The sequence below is a fragment of the Cecembia calidifontis genome (assembly GCF_004216715.1).
Lineage (GTDB): Bacteria > Bacteroidota > Bacteroidia > Cytophagales > Cyclobacteriaceae > Cecembia_A > Cecembia_A calidifontis.
In genome coordinates this window covers 233635-246893 of record NZ_SGXG01000001.1, presented here as the reverse complement: position 1 = coordinate 246893, position 13259 = coordinate 233635, and the positions used below count along the sequence as shown (strand labels likewise).

Genomic DNA, 13259 nt, shown 5'->3' with positions numbered 1-13259 from the left:
CCAATTCATTTCTAAGTAATGTTATTCAAAATTCAGAACAGTCCAAGTGAAGTTTTTTCCATCGTAAAACATGAACTGCACCGTGGTGCTTTGGATAAAAAGCATCCTTTCAGGTATTTGGTTTTCGGAACTCAAGGGGATGCAGCGCCAGATTTGCGCCATGTGGTTTTAAGGAAAGTGGATGAAGACCTAAACATTTTCATGTATACGGATTCCCGGACCCAAAAAGTAAAAAGCATACAAGCTGACCCCAACGTGTCCCTACTTTTCTATCATCCCCAAAAAAGAGCACAGATTCGGATAAGTGGTCAGGCTTATCTGCATCATCAAGATGTACTAGCTGCAGCTCATTGGAACAGGGTGCAGGGAGAAGCAAGAAAAGCATACAACTCCTTAATTGCTCCGGGCCTGTCTATTTTTCAGCCTGAAGATGCTTTTTTTTGGAATGAGGATTTGTCAAGCAATCAGTATTTTATGCTTGTCAGGATTATTCCCTATTCTATTGAAGCCCTGCAACTTAATGTATTGGAGCATTTGAGGATTAGGTTTGATAGAGAGGAAGAGAGCTGGACAGGTTCTTGGATAGCTCCATGAAATAAATTAATTATTGACAATATGTGTCAATAATTTCGTGACCAGATTTTTTTTGAGTAATTTAGTCTTGTTGTCAGGTTGAAGAAGTAATCCTTCGGGCTTAAGATTTGATTTTTAAAAATGAAGATTTTTTCCTGACACGCAGTGTAAGCAACCAATTAATTAAAATATGTGGATCGCGTCGACTGATGGGTTTTTGTCCATCGTACAACACCGTGACCTGGAGGACACTTTGATGGTCCGTGCCCGGGTCAAAAAGGATCTCCTTGGCATGTTTTCAGAGGAGAGGATAGTGGAAACTCCGAAAGCAGATTACCGCTTCAGGGTTTTGGTTCCCAAAAAGGAAATGGCAGAAATGCTTGCTGCAAAAATTATGGACATTAATTATCCCAATTTCAAAAATAAGATTGCCGAAGTTGAGCTTCAAAGGGATAAGTTGTCTGCTTACCATGACATTTGGTATATCATGTGGAACTATGGAAAACAAATAAAACAATGAGTAAAATTATTTTCGTGACCGGAATTCCCGGAGCGGGCAAGAGTACTTATATCAAGAATAAGTACTCGGATAAAGAGAAATACTTTATTATGGATATGGCAGAGCATTGTCTTGGTAGGTTTGGTAACCTGGAGCCTCTGAAGGATGAAGATTATGGAGAGGACAGGCTGTCCATAATCAATGGATTGACGGATGAAGGTTTTTTTGCCCTTTTTGATGGAAAGGATTTGGTAATAGAGCACAATGTGGTAAGTGATGATTTGGATGAATTCTTTGACCTGGTGTATAAAGCAAATGGTTTGGGTTTTCAGACGGAATGGGTCCATCTGTATGTCGAATTGGAGGTCGCCCAAAAAAGGATTCAATCCGCGGGGGACTCCTATTACTTCTCTGAGGCTTTGGCTTTGGATGTGCTGATGGTATTGGAAGGGATTTTGGAGGATTATCAGCTTAACGTTCAGTTGGAAGAACTTGCAGTTTTTACGGGACCCAAGGGGAATATCCGACTTTTCAAAAAACAGACAGAACAAGAAATCGTTTTCTTTTTTGTCGAAGAGCATGCCGGTTATTCCGGATTTATCGGATGTGAGGATCTTGAAGGAAAAGTGGCAACAGATTCTATGGTGTTGTACAACAACTTCAATGATGTGGTAGCATCAATTTATGACCAATATGGTGCTGGTAAATTGTCCCTAATTTCTATAAAGGAAAACTTAAAACCTGTTCTGAAGAGGTTTCTTGACGGGAGAAAGGATATACCTTATTGGGATCAATTTTTGAATTGATTTCAAGTTCCCGTTTCAGTGCGGAAGACTTGTCGGGCAATATTTCTTTATGTACGATGCGCCAATTTGGAGCTCCAGATTTGGTTGAGGGTGTAGCTCCGTAGTTGTGGTGTTTTAGACGGGATTCCAGATCATCAGTAGATCCGATGTAAAATTTATCGGTCTTTGAAGAGTAAAGGATATAAACAAAGTACATGTTTAAAAATAAAAAAGGCTTGCGAAAACCGCAAGCCTTAGTGGAGAATAACGGATTCGAACCGATGACCTCTACACTGCCAGTGTAGCGCTCTAGCCAACTGAGCTAATTCCCCAATATGTCAATTTTGTAGAATTTGAACAGATGGCCTTCCCGACAGGTGTCGGGACGCTCTAGCCAACTGAGCTAATTCCCCTTTCGGACTGCAAATATAGAAAGTGATTTGAAATGCGCAAAATAAAAAATTAATCTGCGGAATAATTTACCCTCGTAAGGATACTTCTACCCAAGGTGATTTCATCTGTATACTCCAATTCGCCGCCAATCGGGATTCCTCTGGCAATGGTACTCACCTTAATGCCAAACTCTTTCAATTTTCTGGTGATAAAAAAGGAGGTAGTGTCCCCTTCCATAGTAGCAGGCAATGCCAAAATTACTTCTGATACTTTTTCTTCTCCTGGCTCTTCAATTCTTTGGAGCAAGGCCTCTATTTTCAGATCATCTGGGCCAATACCCTGGATGGGGGAAATTACACCGCCCAAAACATGATAGAGGCCATTGTACTGTGCCGTATTTTCAATGGCCAAAACATCAGGGATGTCTTCGACCACACAAATGATGCTTTTGTCCCGTCGGTTACTTGAACAGATGGAACATACTTCTGTGTCGGAGATGTTATGGCATTTTTGGCAATACCTGACTTCCTTCCTTAATGCTGTCAGCGCAGCTGTCAGATCATCCGTGAAATTTTCTTTTTGTTTCAAGAGGTGTAATGCAAGCCTAAGCGCAGTTTTTTTTCCTATGCCCGGCAGCTTGCTGATTTCATTGACAGCATTTTCAATAAGTTTGGAAGGGAAGTTCACTCCTTTGGTATTTTAAATGATTGCGGCTTGGATGCCGGCATCCAAGATAGCCTGGCACATGGGCTTTAATTTAGATCTGCTGCCCTTTTTTACGGTGCATTTGCCTTTATAATGAATGATCAGGGTACATTGTTCTGCCTGCTCCGGCGTATGTTGGCAAACTTTGATCAGCACTTTGATCACATGGTCAAAGGTATTGATGTCGTCATTGAATACCACCAACTCACATTCATCGGTATCGATCAACTCTTCCAGTAATACTTCTACTTCTTCCAACATGGGATATGCTTCTGTATGGTAATTCATTTTGCAAATTTAATTATTATAGACAATTTAGCACGATGCTCACCTGAAGTTACTATGGATTCAAAGTTAGTTTTAATCGTTATAACATCATATTTTGCCCTCTTGTTTTTGATTTCCTGGTTTACTTCCAGGAAGGTCTCTTCCGAAACATTTTTCACAGGTGACAGGCAATCCCCTTGGTTTCTGGTTGCTTTTGGGATGATCGGAGCCTCCCTGTCAGGAGTTACTTTTGTCTCTGTTCCCGGAGAAATTGGAAATACACAATTTCATTATTTTCAGGTAGTTTTGGGCTATACCCTGGGTTACTTTACCATTGCCAAGGTTTTGCTTCCTTTGTACTACCGGCTGAACCTGGTTTCTATTTACAGTTACCTGGAAGACAGATTCGGCTTTTGGTCATATAAAACCGGTGCCTTCTTTTTTATTTTGTCCAGGACCCTGGGTTCTTCGATCAGGGTTTTTTTAGTAGCAGGGGTCTTACAACTTATATTATTTGATTCCTGGGGCATTCCATTTTGGGTTTCTGTTTTAATTACGGTTTCTCTGATATGGCTTTACACGCACAGAGGGGGCATCAAGACCGTGGTATGGACGGATACCTTGCAGACCCTTTTTATGCTTTTGGCGGTGGTGGTCAGTATTTACCTGGTCGCGAAAGATCTTGGGATACTTGGAGTGAGTGAGCTTGTGTCCAATATTGTGGCAGATCCCCGCTCTGAAATTTTCAATTGGGATTGGCAATCCGGCACCAATTTTTTCAAACAGTTTGCCTCGGGTGCATTTATCACTATCGTCATGACCGGCCTGGATCAGGATATGATGCAAAAAAACCTGACCTGTAGAAATATCGGGGATGCACAGAAAAACATGTTTTGGTTTACGGTCATCCTGGTTTTTGTCAACCTCCTTTTTCTCTCTTTAGGTGTTTTGCTTTATCAGTATGCCGAAATCAAGGGTCTGACTGTTCCTGCCCGAACCGATGATCTTTACCCGTTTCTTGCTACCCAACATTTTACTGCATTTGCTGGGATTATTTTTGTCCTGGGAATTACAGCGGCAGCCTATTCCAGTGCTGATTCTACTTTAACAGCACTTACTACTTCTTTTTGTTTTGATTTCCTGGAAATAGAAAAGAAATATCCAAAAGAAAAACAAGTGGCAGTCAGGAAAACCGTGCATCTTGGCTTTACCTTCTTGATGTTTTTTGTCATCCTTCTTTTCCGCTGGATCAATGACCAAAGTGTAATCAATGCGGTATTTATCATTGCAGGCTATACCTATGGCCCATTATTGGGATTGTATTCCTTTGGTCTGTTTACCAAGTGGAAGGTAAAAGACAAGGTAGTGCCTTACTTGGCTATTGCTGCTCCTGTTTTGGCTTTTGTAATCAGTAAGAATTCTGAAAAGTTGCTTTGGGGCTATAAGTTTGGATTTGAGGTCCTGATATTAAACGGTCTCTTGATGTTTTTGGGTCTGTATTTGTTCAGACAGAAAAACTAAAGCTCATGTCTGGCTATCAGGTCATTGATTTTTTTAACCTGGATATGCTGTTCTCCAAACTGTTTGGGCTGCCATCAAGGTCCACCAATACAGAGATCTGACCATTTCCATTTGTTTTTTTATGGTTTTCCTGAGTGAATTGTACACTTGGCGCCACAGCAATCAATTCCTGTACATCCACCTCATACAACTCTGCCAACCGTATCGCGTCTTCCATCTTAACCCAGATTGCAGCTTTTAGGGGTTAAAAAAGAAAATTTCGGGAAATTTTCTTTTTTTTAGCTCCGATTATCCGTACCCCCCTACGTGATTTTTTTTCTACGGGCTGTATAAGGCCATTTTTCGGTTTGTAGTACACAAGGGGTATTGCATCTTGGGGTTCAATACCAGTACTTTACACCATGTATTTCAAGTTCTCTTTACGTAAACATCCCGATACGGGAATACTCAGCGGATACTACCGGCTGGTGGAAAGTTACCGTAATGCGGACAACAGGGTGTGTCATCGCACTATCCTGAATATAGGTTTCATGGAGGATGCTGCACCCGAGCAGCTCAACAAAATACAGAAACACCTTACCGAGAAGTATGAGCAGAAGGCTTCTCTTTTTGACCTGGAGGAAGATCCAATCGTCAGACGCTATGTTGAAGACTTCTGGAATCGGATCGTATCTTCCAAGAAGCTGGATATCAAGTCGGAACAGCAGCTGTCACGGATGGTGGATATGGATACCATCCAGCACAGTAATGCCAGGGAAATAGGAGCTGAGAATATTGCTTTCCGGACATGGGAGAAGCTACAGCTTACACCTTTATTACTTTCGGCGGGATTCAGCGCCGAAGATGCCAGTCTTGCAGCCACACAGGTTGTATCCCGTGCGGTATACCCCGCTTCCGAACTCAAAACTGTCCGTTGGATAAAGGAAAACTCGGCAGTCTGTGAGCTTACGGGCTATGATATGGATAAAATAACCAAGGACAAGCTGTACAAAAGTGCGCTTGAGCTGTACAAAGTCAAAGATTCACTCGAAAAGCACCTTTCCAAACGTACCAATGAACTCTTTGATCTGCAGGATAAGATCATCCTTTATGACCTGACCAACACCTACTTTGAGGGAGAAAAGCCGAACAGTAAGCTGGCACAATACGGAAGGAGCAAGGAAAAAAGAAAAGATGCGAAACTTGTTGTGCTGGCACTGGTAGTGAATGTGGAAGGGTTTATCAAGTACTCCTCAATCCTGGAAGGAAACATAGCAGACTGCAACACACTTGCCGCAATGATTGAAAAGCTTTCCGTCCACACCTGTACAGGACCTGCGGTAGTGGTACTCGATGCGGGCATAGCCACCGAAGAAAACCTGCATCTTATCCGGAACAAAGGATACAGCTACCTCTGTGTAAGCAGGACAAAACTCAAGGATTATAGCTATGTGCCCGACAGGCTTACAACTCTGCTGGAAACAAAATCAAAGCAGAACATCAGACTCAGAGCCGTGTCCACAGAAAAAAACACAGACTATTATTTAGAAGTCAAAAGCCCTTCCAAAGAGAAGAAAGAGGAAGGTATGAAGCTACAGTTCGAAGAAAGGTTTGAACAGGAGCTGCAAAAAATACACCATGCCCTCAACAGCAAGGGAGGAGTCAAAAAAACCGATAAAGTCCACCAGCGCATCGGGAGGGCCAAAGAAAAGTATCCATCAGTCCAGTATTATTATGAGATCACTGTTGAAAGTGACCCTAAAACAGAACAGGCAACAGCAATGTCATGGAAGAAAAACCCGGAACGGGAGCAGGCAAAAACCGATAATCTGGGCGTCTATTTTTTACGGACAAACCTGAACGTGCAGGAGGAGTACATCATCTGGAATATCTATAACACTATCAGGGAAATAGAAAATGCCTTCCGTACCCTCAAAACCGACCTGGACCTCAGACCGATTTACCATAAAAATGATGATGCCGCCATGGCACATCTACATCTGGGAATCCTTGCATATTGGATAGTCAATACAGTAAGGTACCAGCTCAAACAGAATGGAATAAAAAGCTGCTGGCGTGAAATAGTAAGAGTAGGCAACACACAAAAGGTCATCACTACTTCAGGGAAAAACACCTATGACAAAATCATTACCACACGCAAGTGTACAGTTCCAAACAAAAACCTAAAAGAAATCTACGACATCCTTAAGGCCAAATATCAACCGTTTAAAAAAAGAAAATCCGTAGTACACAAACTTGAACTCAAAAAAACAGAAATACCCAAATTACAGCTACTTACAGGCGGATAGCTGCAATCTGGGTTAAGATTGGATCTGCCCTGTTCGTACCTCGAATAAGCTGTGTAGTCTTTTTTGCCCAGGTATTCTGCGATATATTCCTGTGTGTAGCCCCTCAATACCCGGTGCTTGCGGAGGTTCTCCGCAATATGGCTTTTCAATGCTGTATCCATAAGTCAAACAATTTGTACTTTTGATGCTTTCACAAAAAGCATACACATTTGCTCGGTTTTCTGAAAAAATGTTAAAAAAAGTCAGATTTTATCAATAAGCGCCTGATTTTGGTAAAAAACACCTCAGATTTCCAAGTTATTTGGGTCCCAGAATATTTTTTCGAACTCAAGGATTTTATCATTTCTTACCTTAATGCCTTCTGATTCCAATTGTTGCTGCATGAATTCAGGGTGCGGGAAATGATGTTTGCCGGTCAATACCCCGTTCCTGTTGACTACCCTATGTGCAGGGATGTCCGGCTGACTATGGGAGGCATTCATGGCATATCCTACCATGCGGGCCCCGCTTTTGAGGCCAAGGTAATTGGCAATGGCCCCATAGGAAGTTACCCTTCCTTTGGGAATGAGTTTTACTACCTGATATACCAGATCGAAGTAATTATCCCTGTTTTGCATACAATAGTTCCAATAAGATTTCATCAAACTCTTCCCTGATCTCAGGCTCTCTTTCAGGTGCAATTCCCACGATTATTTTGAAGGCGATTTTTTCTTCGAACACACCGCCCAATCCTACCACGAATTTTGAAATTTCTTTTGATTCCAGCCTTTTTGATAGTTTGGGCTCGATTTTTTCTTTGATTTCTTTCAGTCCCATTTTATATTCAATGGGTACCTCAAACAAAAACTCCACATCCTTACGGTCCGTAAACCTGTAATTGATGACGTGGGTACTAAGCATCAGGTTGTTGGGAATCATCATGGTCAGTCCATCGTCTCTTTTGAGCACAGTGTTCATCAAAGTGATATCTTTTATGATCCCCTTTTGGTCATTGATTTTGATGGTGTCACCCAATGAAAACTGATCTGTAAACATGATGATCAGTCCATTGATGGTATTGGTGATGTAATCCTTAGTAACGATGGCTATGGCGGCAGCAACAATGGTCAAGCTTGTCAAGAACTCTACTGGCTTTAAACCAAAAGCCATAATGAGTGCAGAGATGAATACGATCGAATTTAGTATATTGGAAATCCAAGCAATTCCCAGGAGGAAATTGGGATGCAGTTCTTCGTCTTCTTGTTTTCTAAGATAGATTCTTGCTGTAATTATTCTTGCCAAAGAAATGAGGATATTTGCACCAAGAAGGAAAAGAATCGCAGTAATGACATTGGAAAGCCCTGGTTTGGCAGAGACCCAATCCATAAAAGGAACAGAAATCGTGTTCAGGAGGAACAAAGCAAGATAGATCAGCAGCTTGACTATAAAAATGCGGAATTTCTTTGTTTCGGCAAGTCTAAAAACTGATTTTGATTGGGGCATGTTGGTTGAAATTTGAATGATGACTAAAAACAAACAAAAGTAAATATGGAAAGGAATATTATCATCACGGGTGCTGCAGGAAATTTGGGTTTGGAGGTGGTAAGCAAATTTAAGAGAGAAGGTTACAGGATTATAGCCATTATTCAGCCTGATTCCGGAGACGAAGTGGAGGAGGCAGATGATGTCTATGAAGTAGATGTAATAGATCCCGAAGCTGTTCTTGAATTTGCCAGTGAATACCAAATGCAATATGGGGAAGTGGACGCTATCGCACTATTGGTGGGCGGTTTTGCTATGGGTGATATTGAACACACCACTGTCGAAGACTTGGAGAAGATGATCCGGCTGAATTTTTATTCGGCCTTCAACATGGTCAAAAACTTCCTTCCCTTTATGAAAAAGGCTGATTTTGGTAGTTTTCTCTTCGTTGGGGCCCGTCCTGCACTTCAGCCACAAGATGGGAAAAACGTTGTGGCATACGCTTTGAGCAAGAATATGGTGATGGGCTTGGCCAATTACGTAGCAGAAGAATCAAAAGGCACCAGGATAAGGGCGCATATTTTTGTCCCCAGTATCATTGATACGCCTCAGAATAGAGAGGCCATGCCGGATGCGGACTTTACGCAATGGGTAAGTCCCTCAGATATTGCAGAGGCTATGCATTATGCGGTCAATAACCCCGCTTTGAGAAACATGACCTTTAAGCTTTATGGAGGTATTTAAACAAAATGATTATCAAAAATGAAAACAAAAACCACACTGTTGATTTTATCTTTTTTCTTGACTTTTGGGCTTTTACAGGCGCAGACCCAAAGGGAAGTCAGAAGTCTTGGTGCATTCAATGCAGTCAAAGTATCCAATGCCATCAAAGTTGAACTGGTCAAAGGGAGTGAAAATAAAGCTGAACTAACGGTATCCGGGATAGAATTGGGCAAGGTGGAAACCTCCATTGTGGATGAAACCTTGGAGATTCGATTGGCGAGAGGGAATTTCAGAAACCACAATGTCGAGGTTAAAATTACCTACAAGGACATTCAGGGCATAGAAGCCTTGACAAGTGCCAGAGTTATCGCTAAAAGCCCAATCGAAGCATCTGAAGCCTATTTGTTTGCATCTACCAGTGCTTACCTTGAAGCAGAAGTCGAAGCGGATGTACTGAACATAGAGGCAGCCACCAATGCCAAAATTTTTGTAACAGGAAAAGTGGAAAAACTCGGACTAAGGGCCTTTACCAATGCAGAGATAGACGGACAAAATCTAAGGGCCAATCAGGTGGAAGTAATGGCAAATACCGCGGCAACGGTTTACTTTAGAACCACCGGCATTATTGAAGGTTCGGCGGCCACCGCAGCAAAAATTTATTACAAAGGAAATCCTAAAGAAATCAATGTAAAAACCAGTACCGGTGGTACTATCTCCAGACACTAATGAAAAAAGTCCTAATTCTTGTTTTATCCATCGTTTTATTAACGCCATCGTTACAGGCCCAAGAGGAAAAAGAAGTTGAAAAAGTCATCGCTTCCCTGTTTGTAGGCATGAAAAACAAAGATCCGGAGTTGGTCAGGCAATCTTTTCATCCAGATGCCAGTATGCAAACCGTGATAGCAGGGGAGCAAGGTGCTACCTTAGGCTCCAATTCTGTTGCCGATTTTATCAATAGAATCGCCACTACCCCGGTTGGAACTACCCTTGATGAAAGGATTTTAGATTATCAGATAAAAATCGATGGGCAAATGGCATCTGCCTGGACCAGCTATGAATTTTATGTGAATGATGGATTTAGCCATTGTGGGGTGAATTCATTTCAGCTTATTAAAACAGCTGATGGTTGGAAAATCACTTATGTGATTGATACGAGAAGAAAAGAAGGCTGCAAGTAAGCCTTGGACGGCCGGAGTTACTCTAAACTCCGGCTTTTTTCAAGATTGATAGGGTTTGGGCTAAATCTTTTTGAACTTCTAAAAACGAAACTATATTTTTGACGTATTGGTAAAAAATATCTCCATTGTTTGCGAATAACATAAAAATATTTTTTGCTTTTTGGAATTTTGTCCTTAAGATTGCTGTATAAAGTTTTAGGAGATGTTTTACACAGCAGACAAGTTCAGGTTTATGAATGCATCCGGGAGTTTTTCCGGTATGGGCTGTGAAGTTGGTATGGTGTTTACCATGTTTTTTACCACAACTACCATTACGGGGTAATCCCGTATCAATCCATCATATAGCCCCTTACAACAGGACCTTTTTAGGTCAATATTATCTATATTTATATCATTCAGCCTGTTTCATCTATGAAGATTTTAAAATTTGGAGGTTCTTCCGTCGCTAACAAAGAAAATATTCTCAAAGTATTTAAGATTTTAAGTTCCCAGCAAAAGAAGGGTGAGTTCGCCGTTGTATTTTCAGCCTTTGGGGGAGTTACAGAAATTTTATTGAATTCCGCAGAAAAGGCGAGGCAGGGTGACCGCTCTTATGTGGATGAAGTAAAAGCTTTGGAGGAGAGACATTTTGAGACAGTCAAGCAGTTGATCCCCATACAGCTGCAATCGACTGTGCTCACTTTTGTCAAAGTCAGGTTCAATGAATTGGAAGACCTCTTTCACGGGATATTTTTGATCAAGGAATGTTCTCCAAGAACCTTGGATTATGTAGCAAGTTTTGGAGAGAGGTTGTCTGCTTTTATCCTGACAGAGGCCCTGAAGGTGGAAGGTTTTCCAGCAGTCTATTTGGATGCGAGGTCTGTAATCCGCACCAATGACAGGTTTGGCAATGCCAAAGTGGACTTTTCCGCTACCAATGACCTGATTTTGGATTATTTTCATCAAAATCCAGGTCTTAAGGTCATTACCGGATTTATAGGTTCTACTGAAAAAGGCGAAACAACCACGCTGGGAAGAAGTGGGTCTGATTATACTGCTGCCATATTTGCTTCTGCTTTACAGGCTGAAAGCCTGGAAATCTGGACAGACGTTTCAGGGGTTCTGACATCAGATCCAAGATTGGTTTATACTGCTTTTACCATTCCCCAGCTTACTTACAGTGAGGCGATGGAGTTGTCCCATTTTGGCGCAAAGGTGATCTTTCCTGCCACCATGCAGCCTGCGATGAAGAAGGGTATTCCTATTTATATCAAAAACACATTTGATCCGGCCAATCCGGGAACTCTGATCAATGGCGAGGGACCAAGTGGTAAACTCATCAAAGGCATATCTTCCATGTCTGGTGTTTCCTTGTTAAATATTGAGGGCTCAGGTCTTATTGAGGTAGTGGGTGTGAGCAGAAGGGTCTTTGGTGCGCTTGCGGATGCCAATATCCATGTCCTGCTGATCAGCCAGGCTTCTTCTGAACACAGTATTTGTGTGGCAATACGTACTTTGGAAGTGCCCAGGGCCAAGGAAGCCATCGAAAAGGAATTTCTCTATGAAATAAAAAACGGAGAGATGGATCCTGTGGTAGTGGTACCCAACATGTCTGTAGTGGCAGTAGTGGGGGAAAATATGAAACATAACCCCGGTGCCAGCGGAAGGATGTTCCAGTCTTTGGGTAGGAACAATATCAACGTATATGCTATCGCCCAGGGAAGCTCCGAACTGAATATTTCTGCTGTGGTGTCCCAGGCAGATCTTCAAAAGGCATTAAACGTGCTGCATGAAGCCTTCTTCCTTTCTGATAACAAAGTACTCCACGTGTTTTTGGTAGGTGTAGGGTTAATTGGAAAGGCATTGATCAAGATGATCGCCAATCAAAGGGAGAAATTGCAAAGGGAAAATGATTTGGATATTCAAATCCATGGTATAGCCAACTCCAGGTATATGGCCTTTCATGAAGATGGATTTGATTTGAAAAATTGCCCAAGTCCAGAGGATGCGGAGGGCTCCAGACCCATGGACCTGGAAAAATTTATCCAGCAAATGGAAGAAATGAATTTCTCCAATTCGGTTTTTGTGGACTGTACAGCCAGTCAGGATGTTGCTGATGTATATGACCGGGTCTTGGAGGCCAGTATACCAATTGTAACCCCCAATAAGAAGGCCAATTCAGGGTCATTGGATAACTATAAAGCTCTCAAGAAACTGGCTTATAAGCGTGGTGTGAAATTCCTCTACGAAACCAACGTAGCAGCCGGACTTCCTGTAATCAATACCTTACAGGACCTCATGCTCAGTGGGGATAAGGTCATCAGGATTGAGGCGGTTTTGAGCGGATCCATGAATTATATTTTTTCGGAATTTGAAAACGGTCTCGCCTTCAGTGAGGTGGTGAAATTGGCAAAAGAAAAAGGATACACAGAACCTGACCCAAGAGATGACCTCAGTGGCATGGATGTAGCCAGAAAAATCCTCATCCTCGGGAGGGAAGCTGAACAGGATCTGCATTTTGAGGACATCAGCATACAAAGTATGGTACCGGAGGATTGTGTAGAAACAAAAGATATTCAGGAGTTTTTTGACAGATTAAAAAAACATGATGCGGCCTTTTCGGAATTGCTTCAGAAAGCCCGCTCCGAAGGAAAAAAACTCCGGTTCATGGCCACTCTGGAAAATGGAAAAGCAAAGGTAGGGCTTAATGCTCTTGATAGCACCCATCCTTTTTATACCTTAAAAGGAAGTGACAATATGATCCTGTTTACTACCGAACGCTACCATGATTTCCCCATGATCATACGTGGGCCTGGTGCAGGAGCAGATGTGACAGCAGCAGGGGTTTTTGCTGATGTAATCAGGTTAGGTAATTATTCCAGATAGC

At 42.0% G+C, this 13259-nt stretch carries 16 protein-coding genes and 1 tRNA gene; 9 read left to right on the top strand and 8 right to left on the bottom strand.

Annotated features, from left to right (window positions below; translation table 11 throughout):
- Nucleotides 1-18 precede the first annotated feature (18 nt).
- The 3 genes from BC751_RS01105 to BC751_RS01095 all read left to right on the top strand — a co-directional run bounded on the left by BC751_RS01105 (nucleotide 19) and on the right by BC751_RS01095 (nucleotide 1878).
- The gene (locus BC751_RS01105) at nucleotides 19-594 is read left to right on the top strand and encodes a pyridoxamine 5'-phosphate oxidase family protein (protein ID WP_130273934.1); all 576 of its coding nucleotides are present in this window, start codon (nucleotides 19-21) and stop codon (nucleotides 592-594) included.
- Between the two features lie 169 nt (nucleotides 595-763).
- A complete protein-coding gene (locus BC751_RS01100; protein ID WP_130273933.1) occupies nucleotides 764-1093 on the top strand; it encodes a hypothetical protein in 330 nt (109 codons plus the stop codon).
- Nucleotides 1090-1878: a DEAD/DEAH box helicase family protein gene (locus BC751_RS01095; RefSeq protein WP_130273932.1), complete on the top strand. Its 789-nt coding sequence runs from the start codon at nucleotides 1090-1092 to the stop codon at nucleotides 1876-1878. The genes BC751_RS01100 and BC751_RS01095 overlap by 4 nt, the downstream gene beginning before the upstream one ends.
- On the opposite strand, the gene BC751_RS01090 is transcribed toward BC751_RS01095, so the two are convergent.
- The 4 genes from BC751_RS01090 to BC751_RS01075 form a co-directional block, all read right to left on the bottom strand.
- Nucleotides 1793-2074, bottom strand: coding sequence for a GIY-YIG nuclease family protein (locus tag BC751_RS01090; RefSeq protein WP_130273931.1), 282 nt, complete (start codon nucleotides 2072-2074; stop codon nucleotides 1793-1795). The two genes, BC751_RS01095 and BC751_RS01090, sit on opposite strands and share 86 nt — an antisense overlap.
- 41 nt (nucleotides 2075-2115) lie before the next feature.
- A tRNA-Ala gene (locus BC751_RS01085) sits at nucleotides 2116-2189 on the bottom strand.
- A gap of 130 nt (nucleotides 2190-2319) precedes the next feature.
- Nucleotides 2320-2937 (bottom strand): recombination mediator RecR, encoded by a 618-nt coding sequence (gene recR / locus BC751_RS01080; RefSeq protein ID WP_130273930.1) that lies wholly within the window; start codon nucleotides 2935-2937, stop codon nucleotides 2320-2322.
- Nucleotides 2938-2949: 12 nt separating this feature from the next.
- The gene (locus BC751_RS01075) at nucleotides 2950-3243 is read right to left on the bottom strand and encodes an ATP-dependent Clp protease adaptor ClpS (protein ID WP_130273929.1); all 294 of its coding nucleotides are present in this window, start codon (nucleotides 3241-3243) and stop codon (nucleotides 2950-2952) included.
- Between the two features lie 54 nt (nucleotides 3244-3297).
- On the opposite strand from BC751_RS01075, the gene BC751_RS01070 reads away from it, so the two are divergent.
- A complete protein-coding gene (locus BC751_RS01070) occupies nucleotides 3298-4743 on the top strand; it encodes a sodium:solute symporter (RefSeq protein WP_130273928.1) in 1446 nt (481 codons plus the stop codon).
- Nucleotides 4744-4759: 16 nt separating this feature from the next.
- Here the strand turns inward: BC751_RS01070 and BC751_RS01065 are convergent, their stop codons facing one another.
- The gene (locus BC751_RS01065; RefSeq protein ID WP_207226820.1) at nucleotides 4760-4960 is read right to left on the bottom strand and encodes a hypothetical protein; all 201 of its coding nucleotides are present in this window, start codon (nucleotides 4958-4960) and stop codon (nucleotides 4760-4762) included.
- Nucleotides 4961-5144: 184 nt separating this feature from the next.
- Here BC751_RS01065 and BC751_RS01060 point away from each other — a divergent pair, with 184 nt between their 5' ends.
- Nucleotides 5145-7031, top strand: a complete 1887-nt coding sequence (locus tag BC751_RS01060; protein ID WP_242617319.1) for an IS1634 family transposase — start codon at nucleotides 5145-5147, stop codon at nucleotides 7029-7031.
- Here BC751_RS01060 and BC751_RS22170 read toward each other — a convergent pair.
- The 3 genes from BC751_RS22170 to BC751_RS01045 all read right to left on the bottom strand — a co-directional run bounded on the left by BC751_RS22170 (nucleotide 6941) and on the right by BC751_RS01045 (nucleotide 8513).
- Entirely contained in the window at nucleotides 6941-7192 is a 252-nt protein-coding gene (locus BC751_RS22170; protein ID WP_242617323.1) for a helix-turn-helix domain-containing protein, read from the bottom strand. The genes BC751_RS01060 and BC751_RS22170 overlap by 91 nt on opposite strands.
- Before the next feature lie 123 nt (nucleotides 7193-7315).
- Entirely contained in the window at nucleotides 7316-7648 is a 333-nt protein-coding gene (locus tag BC751_RS01050; RefSeq protein WP_165389777.1) for an MGMT family protein, read from the bottom strand.
- A complete protein-coding gene (locus BC751_RS01045) occupies nucleotides 7632-8513 on the bottom strand; it encodes a mechanosensitive ion channel family protein (RefSeq protein WP_130273926.1) in 882 nt (293 codons plus the stop codon). The genes BC751_RS01050 and BC751_RS01045 overlap by 17 nt, the downstream gene beginning before the upstream one ends.
- Nucleotides 8514-8558: 45 nt before the next feature.
- Between BC751_RS01045 and BC751_RS01040 the strand changes: the two genes are divergently transcribed.
- The 4 genes from BC751_RS01040 to thrA all read left to right on the top strand — a co-directional run bounded on the left by BC751_RS01040 (nucleotide 8559) and on the right by thrA (nucleotide 13258).
- Nucleotides 8559-9236 (top strand): SDR family NAD(P)-dependent oxidoreductase, encoded by a 678-nt coding sequence (locus BC751_RS01040; protein WP_130273925.1) that lies wholly within the window; start codon nucleotides 8559-8561, stop codon nucleotides 9234-9236.
- 18 nt (nucleotides 9237-9254) lie between these two features.
- Nucleotides 9255-9941, top strand: a complete 687-nt coding sequence (locus BC751_RS01035) for a head GIN domain-containing protein (protein WP_130273924.1) — start codon at nucleotides 9255-9257, stop codon at nucleotides 9939-9941.
- Complete coding sequence (locus BC751_RS01030) at nucleotides 9941-10393, top strand: nuclear transport factor 2 family protein (RefSeq protein ID WP_130273923.1); 453 nt, start codon at nucleotides 9941-9943, stop codon at nucleotides 10391-10393. Before BC751_RS01035 ends, BC751_RS01030 begins: the two co-directional genes overlap by 1 nt.
- Before the next feature lie 411 nt (nucleotides 10394-10804).
- Entirely contained in the window at nucleotides 10805-13258 is a 2454-nt protein-coding gene (gene thrA / locus BC751_RS01025; RefSeq protein WP_130273922.1) for a bifunctional aspartate kinase/homoserine dehydrogenase I, read from the top strand.
- Nucleotide 13259: the final 1 nt, after the last annotated feature.